At 47.3% G+C, this 16,529-nt stretch carries 12 protein-coding genes; 9 read left to right on the top strand and 3 right to left on the bottom strand.

Features of this window, described 5'->3' with window-relative positions; all coding sequences use genetic code 11:
- Nucleotides 1-5: 5 nt before the first annotated feature.
- Genes H6F94_RS24465 through H6F94_RS24455 form a run of 3 tightly spaced genes read right to left on the bottom strand, consistent with a single transcriptional unit; the run spans nt 6 to nt 4,110 of the window.
- Nucleotides 6-2,333: a CHASE2 domain-containing protein gene (locus H6F94_RS24465; protein WP_190804895.1), complete on the bottom strand. Its 2,328-nt coding sequence runs from the start codon at nt 2,331-2,333 to the stop codon at nt 6-8.
- A 33-nt stretch (nt 2,334-2,366) separates the two neighbouring features.
- The gene (locus H6F94_RS24460; protein ID WP_190804894.1) at nt 2,367-3,353 is read right to left on the bottom strand and encodes a DUF1822 family protein; all 987 of its coding nucleotides are present in this window, start codon (nt 3,351-3,353) and stop codon (nt 2,367-2,369) included.
- Entirely contained in the window at nt 3,346-4,110 is a 765-nt protein-coding gene (locus H6F94_RS24455; protein WP_190804893.1) for a hypothetical protein, read from the bottom strand. Before H6F94_RS24455 ends, H6F94_RS24460 begins: the two co-directional genes overlap by 8 nt.
- 548 nt (nt 4,111-4,658) lie before the next feature.
- Here H6F94_RS24455 and H6F94_RS24450 point away from each other — a divergent pair.
- The 9 genes from H6F94_RS24450 to H6F94_RS32600 all read left to right on the top strand — a co-directional run bounded on the left by H6F94_RS24450 (nt 4,659) and on the right by H6F94_RS32600 (nt 16,489).
- Nucleotides 4,659-5,552 (top strand): coiled-coil domain-containing protein, encoded by an 894-nt coding sequence (locus H6F94_RS24450; RefSeq protein ID WP_190804892.1) that lies wholly within the window; start codon nt 4,659-4,661, stop codon nt 5,550-5,552.
- A gap of 47 nt (nt 5,553-5,599) precedes the next feature.
- Nucleotides 5,600-6,583, top strand: a complete 984-nt coding sequence (locus H6F94_RS24445; protein ID WP_190804891.1) for a coiled-coil domain-containing protein — start codon at nt 5,600-5,602, stop codon at nt 6,581-6,583.
- Between the two features lie 34 nt (nt 6,584-6,617).
- Complete coding sequence (locus tag H6F94_RS24440) at nt 6,618-7,595, top strand: hypothetical protein (protein WP_190804890.1); 978 nt, start codon at nt 6,618-6,620, stop codon at nt 7,593-7,595.
- Nucleotides 7,596-7,797: 202 nt separating this feature from the next.
- A complete protein-coding gene (locus H6F94_RS24435; RefSeq protein ID WP_190804889.1) occupies nt 7,798-8,718 on the top strand; it encodes a coiled-coil domain-containing protein in 921 nt (306 codons plus the stop codon).
- A 47-nt stretch (nt 8,719-8,765) separates the two neighbouring features.
- A complete protein-coding gene (locus H6F94_RS24430; protein ID WP_190804888.1) occupies nt 8,766-9,650 on the top strand; it encodes a hypothetical protein in 885 nt (294 codons plus the stop codon).
- Nucleotides 9,651-9,883: 233 nt separating this feature from the next.
- On the top strand, nt 9,884-10,777 hold the full coding sequence (locus tag H6F94_RS24425) for a hypothetical protein (RefSeq protein WP_190804887.1): 894 nt from the start codon (nt 9,884-9,886) through the stop codon (nt 10,775-10,777).
- Nucleotides 10,778-11,047: 270 nt separating this feature from the next.
- Complete coding sequence (locus tag H6F94_RS24420) at nt 11,048-13,408, top strand: WD40 repeat domain-containing serine/threonine-protein kinase (RefSeq protein ID WP_190804886.1); 2,361 nt, start codon at nt 11,048-11,050, stop codon at nt 13,406-13,408.
- A 14-nt stretch (nt 13,409-13,422) separates the two neighbouring features.
- Nucleotides 13,423-15,687 carry an FHA domain-containing protein gene (locus H6F94_RS24415; RefSeq protein ID WP_190804885.1) on the top strand — a complete coding sequence of 755 codons (2,265 nt, stop codon included), beginning with the start codon at nt 13,423-13,425 and terminating at the stop codon, nt 15,685-15,687.
- A gap of 193 nt (nt 15,688-15,880) precedes the next feature.
- Complete coding sequence (locus H6F94_RS32600; RefSeq protein WP_242041396.1) at nt 15,881-16,489, top strand: hypothetical protein; 609 nt, start codon at nt 15,881-15,883, stop codon at nt 16,487-16,489.
- The last annotated feature ends 40 nt before the right edge of the window (nt 16,490-16,529 follow it).

The raw sequence follows: 16,529 nt of genomic DNA, 5'->3' as shown, positions 1-16,529 counted from the left end.
TACGACTATGGATGGCTCTTAGGTAGCACGTAAGCCACGCCGCCGCTGGTAGACATCAAGGCCAGAGCCGCTGGAATGAGAGGTACCCAACAGCCATTGATCAGTAGAAGGACATAACAAAAACTCCCTAGAACAACGAGTGCAACAGCGTTTGCTACTCCCAGCCAGAGGAGCGATCGGATTCGCCAGGCCAGCAGACCTCCTGCCAAGGAACAGATCCAAAACCAGAGAAACTCTCCCCACTGAGGCCAGGCCCATAATAAGGGCCGTTGATCGAGAACTGTGCTCAGAATTTGACTGATCATTTGGGCCTGAATCAGCAAACCTCGGGTTGTTGGATTATCTTGCTGACTGATACTAATAGGCGTCAAGAAATCATCCTTGACGGAGGGAGCGGTGACTCCAACGAGAACGATTCGATCTCTCACTAAATCAGCTAACCGAGAATCTAATTGTCCCGTTAAAATTTCACTAAAGCTGATCGTTTGGGCAAGTGGTTCGGCAACTCGATAGTTAAGCAGCATTTGGTAGCCTCGATCATCGATGGCCTGATAGCCGCCTGTATGATTCCTCAAACGTTTGAAGACAGTCTCGCCAATTTGGATGGACTCATCCGAGTTGGTTTGATGCTGGATACCCTGTGCGGCAAGGTAACGAAGCGCCAGCAAAAGGCTGAAAGAATAGGTTGTTTGACAGGGAAATAAGGGATTTGAATTGATCGACAAAAGCTGACGACGAAGAATGAAATCAGGATCGACAGCAACATCTGAGAACCCCAAACGATCAATTGGGATCTCGGGTGGGGGAGCAACGCCGCCCCGTTTGACTTCGCCGGTTTGGCAGATTGCAATCAGGGAGTCATTGCTCTGTATGTGCATGGCCAGATCGCTACCTTCAGAACCAACAGGGCGATCTCGATAGATATCTAAACCGATGGCACGGGGCTGGTACTGCTGTAGCTTATCCAGGAGTTGAGCTAGGGCTGTATCGGTTAGCGAAGCTCCCGAGGCGTATTGGGCAAGGTCCTCCTCTGCAGCAGCAACTATCAATAGACGCGGATCAGGTTTCTCCATGGGTCGCCGCTGCATTAGTTGGTCCAAGCTCCAGAGCTCCCAGGGTTGTAACCATCCCACGTAGCGTGTAGCGGTTAGCAGAGAGGTGATCACAAGGCTGGTTAAGAGCAACCTGCGCCAACTGAACTGGCCTAGCGAGATTGGCTGCTCTCGCTTCCTCTGTTCAACATCTGAGTGGCACAACCCTTGCCAGGTGGGTGGTAGTTCAGCTGGGTTCTGGCAAATGACGGGCAACCATGTCGCACAAGGGAACAGATTCTCTAAGCCTTGCAGTCTTTTACGAGCTGAGCGCACAGCCAAATAGAGAGATTCTCCCTGTGCAAAAGCTTCTAAAAAATGTTTCAGAAACTCCTGAGCAACCTGGTCTGGCACAGGTTCTCGCATGACAATCACTTGCGGGATTTGTAACTCAGCTAGTTCTCGTGCCAAGCCTAAGCCGTCGCAGGAATTGAAAATAGCAATTTTTAAACCGCCCTCTACGGCTCTCTCTAGAGCATATTTCAACTCATCGATCTTCAAGCTATCGGTCTGATTGAGGTAGATTCGACCCGTTTCTCGATCGGCTTGGCTTGAACTATGCCCAGCAAAAAAGAGTAGATCCCAGCCCTTCTGGCTCCAAAGCTGTTCATTCAATGCCTTGCGTTGTGGTTCTACTAGAAAGCAAATGTCTGCGTTGGGCAATTGCTCTAGCAACGCCCGATCTGCTTGGGTATCGATCCCTGTGCTATCACCCAAAACTGCCAGGATTCTGACTTTATTGCTATTCGTGCTGGGTCTAGCTAACAATGGCTGATACTGAGGCGCGCTCAAAGCGACTTCTGCTTTCTTGTAGTGCGCGGAGAATAAATCCCATAAATTCCAAGGCAACTGTCGTAGAAGAACGTCTTCTGTCTCAAGAATGACCTGAATTTCGTCAGTCTCGTTCAAGTGACGCTGCAATCGGTCTCGGATCTTTTGCCACTCCCACACTTCAGAATTCAGCCACTGGTTGAGGCTTTGGCTCAACTCCAAAGCCAAGTGATGGCAAGAAATATTGGTGACTTGGCTTGGCTTAGGTTTGAGCCGAGAGGGCATCACAATCTGGCGATAAGCTGAGCACCAGTTGTTGAATATTTTTGAAAGATTTGGGGCTGGAGGTAAATGGCCTATCTCTTGAAGTTCAGTCTCAGAAGAGGCACTCGTTTCTCGGATGCGTAGAATGGCTGGAAAGCCCTGCTCTAGGCTTCCTTTCAGCAACGTGAGGATCACCCGTTTTCCCATAGCTGTCTCCCCCCCAATCATTCACCGCAGCACTCAAATCACAAAGTCTTCTGTGAGGTCGACATTACCGAGGACTAACTTGATACTAAACTGTTCTCCCACTTCACCGCTGAACTCAAGCTGAATTCGATTATCTGCGTTTCGTGCTTGTGTTTGCAGACAAATTCCTGAGTGATCTAGGACGATGAGTTGCAACTCAGGCGGTAGACAAAGTTGCCCACCGGCAGGTCGTACTTCCGCACGAATATCCATCTCCTCAGCTGCTGTTTGTAGAAGAGTGATGATGAGAGCCACTTGATGACCGGACAGCAACACGCCCAGGTCAATCAGTCTACCCCTGGTAAGGCCAAGGGATTGAGAGTCAGTGCCTGTTTCTCGCAGCTCCTTTGAACTTCTAGCCAAGGCCCAACCAACTGTTCCTGAGCTGAATAAGTCTTCTAGAGACTGCCACCCCGTTTCAAATACATTGTCGAGCCAGTCACTCAGGTTCACCCGCTTTTGGCTGGAAAGCAAACCAAGATTTTCATCTGCAACAGTGTCTGTAACAGTGGAGATGAGGTCTAGAAGAGTGTCAAGTGGCCGAAGCTTATCGAGTGGTATTACGTCTAAGGCAGCAGCTGGCTCGACCGCCCAGAATCCTAGCAACTGTGCTTGGTTAAGTGGTTCGTTGAACTGAACCGCTACATAACCGATTCTATTTTCAGTCACTTCAGGAGGTAAGGGTAGATTCGTCGCTCCAGAGGCTACGGGGCGGCACTCTAACCGACCAATGCTGGGCAGAGGTAAATCGGCAACATCAAATAAGGTCCGTAGGCCCGGATGCCAACTATCCCCTTGGCTAAGATCCGTTTCTATTTGTAGCCATTTTAAGTAACTGTGGACAGCATAGACTGCCAAGGTATTCAAATAAATTTGGCTACCTTTTTCAGGCGTTGTTTGCTCAGCAGCGAACTGCTGGGCTAGGCGATGAGGCTCATTTCCCAAGGGAACAGTCAAATAGGTTCTTTCCAAGTCATTCATAATCTTTGGTTGGTTTGTATCCGAGTTCGAGTACGATCTCTCGCAGAAGGGGTAGACCTTTTTGCTTCCAATGGGCAACTAAGGTCTGGTAATTAACGTTGAATTCCCGAGCAATATCGGCCAGGCTATCTGGAGGATTTTTGAAAATAAATAGCAGCCTCTTACTGAGTAACTGACAGTTGCACTGAGGATGTTTACGAGGATGGCTTTTCTGAAGCTTCTGGTCTGGATCTTGCTCAATGTATCGAGCGAGGCGTGTAGCAATATGCTGTTCCGTCTGCCTCTGGAGTTGCGCAATGTAAAGCTCTAAACCATCTTGAGTATGAGAGCTCAAGGTGCTTATGAGCTGCCCCTGATCCGATAAACGTTCTAGCCAGGTAGTTTTTTCTACGCTGTCACTTTCCTTAATGGTTTCGTCTAGGGACAGTGGCGAACTAATTCCACCCCAAGAGCCTGGTGAGGCTAGATCTTTGACCCGCCAGTAAAGGTAACCGTCGATCCATTTCACAAGATCTGCCCGAATTGAAGTCGTACGGGGCTGAAAATCTTGAATGTTACGACTGAGCCACTCCCAAGTTCGATTTAAGGCATCTAGAAGGTAGTCTGGACAATCTGGCCTGGAGTACCTTCTAAATTCTGGGAAGTTCTGAATGAGCATGAGTAGACGGCTCATGCCCCTACGCCATGCTGGACTTCCTAGCGAATGTCGTCTCACTTCGGCAATCAGTTGACGTAAGAGTTCGTCTTGGTCTTCCATGGGCGCTTCCTCGAACAAGGAACAGTCCGGCCAGGTTGGCCAATCAGAACAGAGTAGTTTGAAAAACCCCTCCTTGAGCTGACCTTACTCTTTGCTCAGGTAGAAATCAAGAAAGTATGAAAACCTTACGGAGATGCTCAGAGAGCATTTGAGCACACAGTAAAGAGTGTATTGATGCATGTTGGTACCTCGCCGAGTGCAGATCATAGGCTGAGATGCCGACCTGATACTTTCAAGACAAGAGAATAAATTCTCTTGTCTATTCGAGCTATCTCAGTATATTCGAGCACCAAGCTTCTCCCTTGAGAAAGAGATTAGAGACGCTGCAAATATTGTCTGCGCCGCGGGTTTTCATAGTTAGTCGTCCTTGCGCTGATATGTCAGTAGCAACCTATTCAAAGGGACTTTCAACAGCTTGTACATTGATCACCTCTCTGAACAATTTTCATAGTTTTTCGGCTTGCCTCTGATTGAGGAATGGAACAGGCTAATCGGTACCATCCGTAAAACTCTTCAAGCGACTCCTTACTTTCTAAAGGGTGAACCTTATGGCCACAGCAGATATCACTGACTTAATTGATCAGAATCTTGAGAAGATGCGAGAACTCTCTAGTGAGGGCGATCGCGCCCTTGAGGAAGTGAATGAGCTAGAGGAGTTGATTGACTCGCTGAGTGAAACTTTGACGTCTAAAGAGCAGGAAACACTTTCTAGCTTTGAAACTCTCAGTCAACGGCTAGAAACACTAGAAGAACAATTGACAACTGAAGTCCAAACGGCAAAGGATACCCTCATCCCCATTCAGGAAACTTCTCAAGGAATTGAAACGCAACTCACTGAATTTGCAGAAATAGTTCGCAGTCAACTTAGCGATTTGCAAAGCAGTGCTGAAGAAATGATCGGGCAAATCGAAACCAAAGCAACTGAAATTCAGCAGAATCTGGATACGATGACCACTCAGTCAGAGGAATTTAGCTCCGAAGTAGACACGCTGGAGGATGAAGCTGTAGGAGAGATTGACGGCATGAAAGAATCCATTGTATCGGTTCGCAGTGAGTTCACCCAAAGCCAAACCCAACTCACTGATGAGTTTACCTCTCTGATGGAGTTGATAGGCGAAAAACTAGAAGCACTGCAAGCAGATTTTGAATTCCTGGTTGAGACCAGTAGCACCGAGTTAGGTGAACTGGATGTGGCCCTAGAGACAGCTGCCAGTGATGCTTTCACCACAATTCAGGAAAAATTCAATGAGATTGGTGAAGGAATCACCACATCAGCTCAAGAATTAGTCGATGCGGTTGCTGCAGTCGGGGAAGAAGCTGTAACCGACTGTGAAGAAATGAATGAGCACTTTGGCGAGATTATCGACAAGTGCGGTGATGTGGTGGCGATTATCCAAGAGATGATGCCTACTCTCGAAAACGTAGAGGAAACCCTCGGTTAAGACCTCCAAAAAATTTGTCCAGCCAATGTTGAACGGAGAAATTGATTATGGCTGAAGCTGTTGAACTCGCTACTAATGTTGAAGAAACCTCAGAGGTACTTGAACGACTGCTTACAACACTGGAACAGGCCTGTGGAGATTTCCGAGAGCTTGCCACAGAACTGGAAACTGAGACAGAAGAACTACGCCAGGGCGATGAATTGGACGCTCAGCTAGAAGCGCTAGAGCAAAGTTTGTCCGATGCAAATACACAACTGGAAACCGCGGAAACCGAAATCACGACTGCTCTAGATGAGTTGGAAGGGGCGATCGCCGACATCTCCACAGAACTCAAAGAGGCAAACGGTACTATCACCGAGATGCAGGGAGAGTTTGAAGAACTCTCCACCGCCATCACGGAATTTGAGACAGAAATGACCGAAGCTCAACAGGCACTAAGCAAATTTGAAGGGGCAGTGACCCAGCTTGAGGATGGTCTGACAGAGGCAATTCAAACCACGCAAGAAGCCTTTGAAACCCTGGATCAAACCATCACCGAAGCAGAAACCCAGGTAGACACTTTTTCTGAAATTGAAACTGACATTGATGAACTCGTCAGCGAACTGCAGGGTACTCATCGAGAAGCGATCGAAACCAACTTTGATGAACTCAGCGAGGAGTTGAAAACTACTCACTCCGAAGCAGTTACCACTGCCAGCAATGACTGCGAAACCAACCTCAAAGAGCTATTCGAAGCCTTCAGCACCGACGTGAGTGAAGCCATTGACCAGTACGAACAAGATGTCACCGAGGTAATCTCAGGGCTTGCGGACGAGTGCGAAAACACCCACAAAGCTGTGATTGGTGACGCAGTTGAGGAAGTCACAGGTGGAGCTGTTGAGGAAATTGCGAGCGAGACAGAAGAAACTAGGGGTGAAATGCAAGAGGCCTTATCTGTTATGAGTGAACTTGATCCTCTCACTCAGGAAATCGTCACTGCCGGAAATGTGATGGTCGCAGCTAACACCATGATCGAAGAAATGCTGGCTTAGAAATCCCAATAAAAATTACTAGCAGGATTGTGGAATGGCTGAATCAATTGACAGCTTAGTTGCCCGAATTGAAGATGCAAAATCCCGCATCCAGGAGAGTCAAAACTCTCTCACAGACTTAAGAGGAAACGGAATCTCGATCCGAGAAGGAATGGTAGGGCCTGGAGAGGGCAAAGTAGGAGCCAAGCGCATTGATTTCAAGGCTGGTTATGCAGAGGTAGAGGTAGATGAAAGAGGCGCAAGGATTTCGTCCGGCCTTTTGCAAGGGAGTGTTGAAAACGTAGAGGGACGGCTTGGCCCGCTGGGGATAAGAGCCGAGCGCATTGATTTCAAAGCTGGTTATGCAGAGGTAGAGGTAGATGAAAGAGGCGCAAGGATTTCGTCTGGGGTTGCTTCTGTTCGGGGCGAAGGCTCCCTTATAAAGGAGTATGATATTAGCACCTACGAGGGTAAAGTTGGGACTTGGGAAGACGCCAACGGCAATACTCGTGGAGGATTTTCAGGAAATTTCCGCGGTGCAAGAACTGAAGTGGACCTGGCTAATGGTCTTAATCTGCCAGAAGAAAATGTCTTAGAAGTTGAGCTAGGCGCAGGGACCGCTGCGGTAGAAGCGAGTGCTGGGACTGATGGCTTCTCGTTTGGAGGCTCGGCAGACCTTGCATCAGTGGCAATTACTGAGGGAACTAGCAGTGCAGAAATAGAGAACGACGAAACAACACGAATAGGCGCAAATTTAGGCCCAGGAGCAGGAGTCCGTGGGCATTGGGATGATGTCGACGGCGATGGATTTAGAGAAGTTGGTTTGGGCGCAGATGTTCCCCTTCCCGCCGGCATTGGCATTTCGTTAGACGTTAAGACAGAAGACCCGTTGCGGACAGCTTTGAATAGCATTGATGGAGGTTTAATCCCTGATGCAATCACTGATGCAATATTGCCGGAGGGAAATCTCACTGAATCTACCGTAAATTTGTTTGGGGGATCTATCAGGGATGAGAATGCACCGAATGCTTAATGAAGTTCGGGCTGATGCATGATTTAGATCAGGAGCAGAAGATTTTGGGTTTAGAAGCTCAATGGTTGCGATCGCCACCCAAAATTTTCCCTCAGAAGGGAACATCAACTATCGAGCTTAAGGCAGCATCGTTCGGGTTTTAAGCTTGAACCTTGAGAATTTCAAGCCCAGCATTTCTCACAATTTATTAGAGGTAATCACCATGAGTGAAGCAACCAGTTCTTTAGAACAACTGGCGACGGATCTACCTGAAAAGTTACGGCTTCTGACCGAAGAAGCAAGTGCAGTTCAGGAAGAAATCAATACATTTGAGGAAAGTTTGAGTGGGATGCAGGAGGAGCTTAGTGGATTGGTTGACCAGATCGAAACTAGTTTGGATGAGTTGCAAACAGAAATCACAGAGCATCAGACAGAATTGACCGAAAGTATCTCAGATTTGGGCAGTGAGTTTGAGAATTTGCAAAGTGAGGTAATGAGCGATCGCACCGAACTTGAAACCGAACTGCAAGAAGCCCAAACCAAACTCACTGAACTTAACACCAGTTTGGAAGAAGGACTAACATCCCTCTCAACAGCAGGTGAAACTGCGCTGAATATGTTGAGTGAAGGGCAGGGCAAAATTCAGGGCGGTCAACAGCAGCTTGATCAGGTAGTGAATACGGTTGAGGAAAGTGTGGATACGGCAAAACAGGCGATTGAAACAGCAACGAGTGCGATCGCCGAAGATATTTCTCAAGCCACCAATTCTCTAGAGGAAGCCAATGGAGAAATTGATACTGAAGTTCAGGAAATAGTGGATGAATTCTCTAACCTGGATGAGTTAAGCAACGGGTTAACTACTCTGCAAGACAGCATTGTTCAAACCGAAATCAACTCCCTTCTGGAGACAGCTAGAGAATCAGTAGATACCCTGGGAACCAGTATTGAAGATGCTCTGGAGAAAGTCACTAGCGCTATTCAAGAAGCGGGTTCAGACTTGTCTGGGACCGAGGGCAACATCTCCACTGAGCGAGAAGAGTTAAGCAGCTTGGTCGATCAGCTACGAGAGTTAATTGAGCCTCTGCGACAGGGTGTCACCAGCGCCCAAGATGCAGCTGACAAACTGGGTATCCCCTGGAGCTAAAGCGCCTTGTATAGATATATCAATTACCCCGAATTAGGAGAAAACCGATGAGTGATTTACAAACCCTTGCAAGTGAAACTGTTAGCAAACTTTCGTCTCTAGCAGACGCAACAGAAACGACCCAGACCAAACTCACTGACCTTAAGACTGAACTCACGCGGATTCGTCAAGCGGTTGATGAGGCTTGGGGAACGCTGAGCGATCGCGCTCAATCCCTCATTCAACAGGTAAGCGAAGGCAAAACAGAGCTTGCGGCTGAAGTGGATTCTGTTACCCAGATGATCACTCAGTTGAAGCAGACTATTGACACAACTCAAAGTGAGTTAACTCAGGAATTGGAGGCAACGAAGGGAGCGATCGCCGCAATTGACGACAGACTGGCTGAACTGGACATGGAAAGTGACATCACCGAAGCCGAAGAAGCCCTAAACAACCTTGGTGAAAAAGAGATTGGCACTGAAGTTGCAGAAGCAATTGGGCAGGCGATCGAAGAGCTTAATGGCTTTGGAGGCGAACTCACTGCATTTGAGTCAGGGTTAGAAGGTCAGGTTGATGGGCTGGACTCTACTATCACTGAGCAGGTTGTACCTGCGATTGAAGGCGGAAAACAATCCCTCTCCGAACACTTTGACAGCGCAATTGAACACTTCAACACTTCCATTCAAACGGTTTCAGACGGCATGGAAGAGTCCATTCAAGGATTAATGGAAGAAGTCAGCACGTCCCAAGGTGAGTTGTTTACTGAGCTTGATGGCACCGCCATCAAACTTGACGAGATGATGACCCAGTTGGAAGGGGCAGTTGAGACAGCAAAAACCAGTGTTGTGGATGCCACAGAAGCTCTGGTAGAGGGCATTGAACTCAGTAATGAAAGCTGCCAAAAAGCAGTAGAAGTCCTAACAAAATCCAGGGACGCTTTAGAGGCGATCTAAACCTCTAACAGCAACACATCTAGATGGCTGAGTAACAAAACTCGTTTCAAGGTGGAGCCTTGGAATGCATACTTGGAGGCTCTGCTTCCTGAAGCCAAGCGGCAGAGGCACCTCAAAGATATTCCCCGGTAAAACCTGAAAACGACGAAACCTTCGAACCTAAGACTGAGGAAATTGCCGAAACCAACATAGCACTAGCTTGTCTTGGTTTACCTATTAAGAAGACTGAAGTCATGAGTGTAGCGAATTTAACAGCTCGTATAGAGCAAGCTAGAGATAAACTTCAAGCATCTAAAAGCTTGTTGTCAGAAATTCAGAGATTAGAACGCGAGCCCCCTGTAAGTAGTGATTATGAGCGGGAAATTGTTCGAGGAGGTCGCTCTAAATACACTCTTGAAGAAGCAGCAGAATACACTACCAATGGACCTAACGATGAAGTAATGGTTCCCAAAAATAATTTAATCTCTAACGCTATTAACGGGACTGTTAACGGTGTCATGAGTTTAATTGGCTATGATACGACTCTTCGACCACCTACAGAAGATAATGACTTTTACCGTGATTACGCCCAATACATGCCAGGGTATAACATCGACGGTATTCCCAGTGGTGCCTGGGCTCAGAACTCTGCAACCAACTACGTTGGGCACGGCACAGAACCAGGCAATCCCTGGTACAACATTCGAACGTCTTTGGTTAGCCAAGAAAAAGCTTTGATCGACAGTCGTCTTGCTGCTGGCGGATCAGGCAGACTCTCCTTTGACGATCTCTATCAAGTTCATGTCAACGCCTACGACAACGCTCAAGGAGGTGGGAATGGATTCATCGATCCAGCACACTTCGCTATAGCAGTCTATGGTGTTCCCAGCCTTGAAACAATAGGAATTAATACAGGCCCTATCACTGGAGCGTCTATTGACATTTTTAATAACCCTGAAGATAGCGTGACAGAGGGTTGGGCAAAACGTATGGCTCTAGCAGGAGCCGAGATTACTGTAGGAACATTAATGTCTATGAATCCTGTTGGGATAGTAGTTGGTCAGCCTATAACTGCTTTAGGCGTTTATGGGGCCTTTGAGAATACAAGGAGCGCTATTGATCGGGGCATGCTTAATGACTGGTTTTGATTGATAGAAGTATTGCCTGTAGTCCAAGAATAATTCAGATAGATTGCAATGCCTCGATCAAGAGGAGCTTTCTCAGCAGCTTGAGATCACAACTCAGAAAATGGAAGAACTCATGAGCAAGCTAGAGAGCGCTGTAGAGACAGCAAGTTCTAGCGTACTAGATGCCAGTAGCGCCGTAGTCGATGGGATGTTCTGACTAGTAATACTTGTAAAACAGCGGTTGACCTGTTGTCGGAAGCCAGAGAGTCTCTGGAAAGGCTTTAGTGAAAAATGAAGGTTGCACAGATCCAAACAACTAAGCAATGTGTTGAAGCAATTCGTTTAGCGGTTCTTGATAGTCAGGGGAATCTTGACGTCTTGGATGAACAAGTTAAGCAAATCACGGCCAATGGGCTACCTGGAGATGCTACTGGCTGGAAAGATTTATTCCAGAATGCACTTCAGGGCATTAACCCAGACTTGACCAATCAGGTTTATCGAGATTATCTGTTGGAGTCTGAAAATAATGGCCCCGGCAGTCATATCTCTAACTTGTCAGGATCTTTGGCCTCGGCTCAACTTTTACACGGGCGTTATCAAATCATCCAAAGCCTAGGTCAGGGCGGCTTCAGTCAGACTTATATTGCCCGAGATACAGGTTTGTCAGGCTACCCTAAATGCGTTGTCAAACATTTAAAACCTACAGGCTTTGACTCAACCAGCCTGGAACTTTCCAGGCGCCTATTCAAAGCTGAGGCAGAGGTGCTTGAACAACTGGAACATCCTCAAATTCCTAGGCTGCTGGCGTACTTCGAGCAAGACCAAGAGTTTTACCTCGTGCAGGAGCTGATTGAAGGCCAACCCCTAAGTCAAGAACTAGTACCTGCGCAGCGCTGGGCTGAGGAGCGGGTTATCGATTTACTAGTGGAATTTCTAAGCATTCTAGACTTTCTGCACAGACGGAAAATTATCCACTGCGATATTAAACCCGAAAACCTCATCCGTTGCAGTCAAGATCAGAAACTAGTCTTGATTGACTTCGGCTCAGCTACACCAGTGCAACTGCTGCAAATTGACAAAGCAGTAGCGGTGATCAGCGAAGGCTATTCACCGATTGAACAATTAGAGGGTAAACCAGAGCCGAGCAGCGACATTTACGCTTTGGGTAAAATTGCTATCCAAGCCCTAACAGGATCGCACCCCAAAGAATTTGCAGAGGATTCAGATACAGGAGAGATTATCTGGCAGCATCTGACTGAGGCTAGTGATGGGCTAGCAGCAGTGCTAACAAAGATGGTTCGTTCACACTCCGAGGATCGTTACCAAACTGTGGCAGAGGTCATCCAAGCACTTCAGCTTTCTAATGCTCCCTCGCCGATAACGCCACCCATAAACTCTCCAATCTACACCCCTACTAAGGTCGTGCCCCTCCAGCAAGCACCAAAGGCTGCGCTTGTCTCACCTCTGAAGCCAGCTTTTCCACAGAAACAGCCAACTGGCATCCAACCAGAGCAAGACTTGTTTGCTGAGCTACCTTCGACGCTATTGCCTGCTTCTGACAGTGGACACAAAACAGATATTCAGCCGCTGGCCCAAAGGATCAAGATTTTCTTCACCCCTAAGAGAATTTCTTTGCTAGTTGGCAGTGGGCTGTTTGTCACGGGAGTAGCTATTGTCTTCATTTCAATGGTTGGTGCTACTAAGGGGTTCGGATTGCACTCGACTAAGCCCCACAGCTCTCACATTTCAGTTCCAGCCTCTCCAACCCAAAAATTCTTAGTCCAGACATTGACTGCACAATCCGCATTGATCCGCTCTGTTGCGTTTAGTCCTGATGGACAGACTTTAATTGGTGGCGGCGAAGACAACTTAGTAAAGGTCTGGGATCTGAAAACGGGTAGCCAAGTCCAAACCCTAGCCGACCACGCAGGCTCGATCACTTCGGTTGCGCTCAGTTCCAATGGTCGGCTCCTCGCTAGTAGTAGCGAAGATAGCACGATCGATCTTTGGGATGCCCACACAGGTAGATTGCTTCATACATTGAGAGGGCACCTCTGGCCAGTTTTATCTATTGCTATCAGTCCCGATGGCCAAATACTCGCTAGTGGAAGCGAGGATCATACAATCAAGCTCTGGAATCTAAAGACAAAACAGCTACTCAAAACTCTCTCTGGCTATACGGCTGCCTTTTCCTCGGTGGCTATTAGTTCAGATGGCTGGTTTCTGGTGGCAGGTAGTGCAGACAATACTATTAGAGTTTGGGATCTGCATTCAGGTCAGCTTAAATGGGTATTGAGAGGGCACTCAGGTAAAGTCAGCACTGTTGCCATCAGCCCAGATAACGCAACTCTTGCCAGCACGAGTGCAGACGGCAGTATCAAGCTCTGGAATCTGTACACAGGAAAATTGCTGCGCTCACTTGAAGGACACAACGGGGCAGTTCATGCCATTGCGATCAGCGCTGATGGTCAAACTCTGGCTAGTGGCGGTGAAGACAGCAAAATTAATCTCTGGAATCTACGTACTGGCGAACGACTTCATACTTTTGATGAGCATTTAGATCCTATTTATTCTGTCGCCTTCAGCCCTAGTGGCAAAACTCTTGCTAGCAGTAGTCTGGATAAAACAATCAGGATTTGGCAGGTACCATGAGAAGCATCCAGTCCATGTCTCCGAAATCTGAGAGACTAGCTAAGCAGATTCAGGAAATTCGCCAGCTCGTGCTGAGTAGAGTTGAGCAAAACGAGCAATTTAGTTCGATTGCTCAAGCTTTAGAAGAAATTGGCAAATCCCTACAAACGGGCCAGCTTACCTTGCAGATTGTTTGTCAAAACTCAGCTTTAGCTCAAGCACTACATGACTATTTATATCGTTGTAAAGGCCTAGCAGCACTCTATGAGTTTAAGATTGCTGTTTTGCCTGATCAATCTCAGGAGATTTTGTCGAAACCTTTTGCCAAGATCATCCTGCGACAAGCCTGTGGGAGGCACCAACTATACGAAGTTCCCACAGCTCAAACATTAGTGATTGGACGTCATCCAGAGTCTTCAATTCTAATTTCAGATTCTTGCCTTCTTGTCTCTGGTTATCATGCTGAAGTGCAGTCTGTTGCAGCCCCTTCTTTAAGCCCTTCTTTGGGTGAGAGCCACCCCAAGTGGCAGATTTGCGACTTCAGCAAAAATGGTACATACGTTAATGGACAACAAGTACAAGGGAGCCAGGTGCTACAAGCCGGTGACCGAATTAGCTTGGGAGCGCCAACTTCTAGCCCAGAGAGCGCTGAACTCATTTTCGAGTGTTCGTCAGATGTAGACTCTGCGCAAAGCCAATTTGAACGTCTATTTCTGGGCTGCGATGTTTTGTGCCTGCTGACTGATTCCGGGCAGGTATTAACAGCTAATGAAAAACAATTTATTCTAGAGGCGAGTAAAGCCCAGATTACTAAGAAGATCTTGTTAGTAGAGACGCCAGGATTTGAAAGCGAGTCACTACAACCAGTGGCAACAGCTTTAACTGAAGCTAGGGATTGGCTTCAGGAGCAAGGTCATGAGCAATCTTTTGACTTGGTTTCGTTATCACTACCTTCTTTTCTCTCCGAGCTAACAAAAGCACCTTTCAGCTCTTGTCTAGAGCTAGACGAATTTTGTAAGTCCTTGGAAGGGTTAGTCAAGCGCCGACCTGAGCAAATCTTGGTTAAACGAGTTGCTAGACAGGTGTTAGCTCACCTAACGTCAATCGAGCGTTTGCTTGACGTACAGAAGAAGGAACTCGAACGAGAGCAGCAAGGCGGGACTGATGCTTCAGGAGTTCAAAAAGAACAGCTGAGGGAGAAATTGGATATAGCTTTAAAGCAAATTAATGCAGACAAGAGTCTATTTTTTAGACAAGCTAGAGAGGTCTTGAAACAGTCGAAAGTTGATTTGTTAGATGAATACCTCGAAAACAGTATCTCCTGTAAAATCAGGCGTTTTGCAGACCGCCTGAAGCCCTGCGTGACAAAGCGAAACCGTCGAAAATACCTTCATCTAGAATTCTTGGTGCCGTCCGTAATTGAGCAGTCAGAATCTGAACATAAGCGAAAACTGGAAATTGAAGGTCAGGTGCTTGATGCTAATACAGCTCTGATGCGTTTCTGTCGCTCAAGATTAAGCTTTTGGTCGAACCAAGAATGGCAGCGTCTTTGTACCACCTATGTTCAAGGTGGTTTAGTAGGGCTGTTCCAAAGGACTTACAACACGCTTAGTTCTATCCCGTCTCTAGATTTGAATCACTTGGATCCCTCGTTATTTCAACCAAGCCATAACATTGATGATCCGTCTATTTTCCAGGAGGCGATAGCTGTACCTGCTTGCGGTAACCGCTACCAGGAAGTTTCCCCCGTTAGCTATATCTTCAAAACGATTAGAGGCCAGTGGATGCAGTTCATTTTTATGTTCAGCCTCTTTAGTATTCTGGGAATTGCCGGCAGAAGGCAAATTATGCAGCATCTAACTGCGCCTATCATCAGCGCGTTCAAAAGTTCTCCCTGGATATCGGCGCTGTTACTCTCTGTGGTTCTTTTTTTCTTGTTTAGATTTTTGAGCCAACTTTACCAAGAATATAGGGATGCAGAGCGAGAGAAGGAAGCTGAGAAACTGAGAAATAACTTGCGCAATTATTATCAAGCCCTTACCAAGAACAGATTGGCTGAAAAGCTGGTCTATAGCATCAACGAAGCGTTAGACGCGGAAGAGCAGAAGATAGAAGCAATTATGCAAATCATGAAGCGATCTGTGGAGCAGGGCTTTGCAGAAGGAACAGAGCAAATATCTGCCAGAGTGCGATCTGACCAGTACCGCGCTTTGAAGAAAGACTTGAAGAATGATAAGGATAAATTACAGAAGTTTAAGCGCATGCTGGAGCCTTCTATGGCCTCGAATGCTGGGGAATAGACCGTTGGTGTAGTCAGTCGTTAGTGGAAGGCCATCTTTGCAGCTGAGCAGCAAATGTTAGAACTTGGTAGAGGAGGGCTCATCCCTACTGGCACTTTTAAGCGATCAGTTTCCTTAATTACTCTTATTCAACAGCAGGTTGATTAGAGCCTCAAGGTTGCAATAATCCAGATAGAACGAATGGGACGTTCTGATGGACTTAAAGCTCCCTGCTTCAGCATTAATAGCCAGCGACCAGCCAGGGTACAACAAACGGTACAACCAGCATTCGGCCCTGGTGATTGGTGGGGGCATAGCAGGCTTGTTAGCGGGCCGAGTACTGGCTGACTTTTTCAGTAGCGTCACGATTATTGACCGTGACTACTTTCCACCCAGCCCTCAATCACGCAAAGGTGTTCCTCAGTCCTACCAATTCCGTGTGCTGTTACTACAGGGGCAGCGAATTCTAGAGCAATTATTCCCAGGCTTACAAGACCAGTTAATCGAGCTGGGGGCTTCTACGGTCGATTGGACTGCCGACTGCTTTCGCCAGGGTTACCAGGTAGTCGGCTTGGTAACTGATGCCAAAAATACAAGTGTGATGGGGGTGCGAACACGCCTTCATCCTGATTGCCGGCAGGGTAGGAGTGATTTAGAAGAGGTCTTAACTGCCAGCTTAGTGGTAGACGCTAGTGGTCGGAGTTCTCGGACGCCTCAGTGGTTAGAAGCATTGGGTTATGCCCTGCCTGCAGAAACTAATATTAATTCTTTTGTTGGCTATGCCAGTTGTTGGTACCAACGCCCCTCAACGCAGACTGCCTAGTGGCAATCGCTACTAATTTGGCCTAAACCCCCTGATCACT

The organism is Leptolyngbya sp. FACHB-261 (genome assembly GCF_014696065.1).
In the GTDB taxonomy this organism is placed as follows: domain Bacteria; phylum Cyanobacteriota; class Cyanobacteriia; order FACHB-261; family FACHB-261; genus FACHB-261.
Note: the sequence above shows the minus strand (reverse complement) of the source record. Positions and strands in the feature narration are given on the sequence as shown.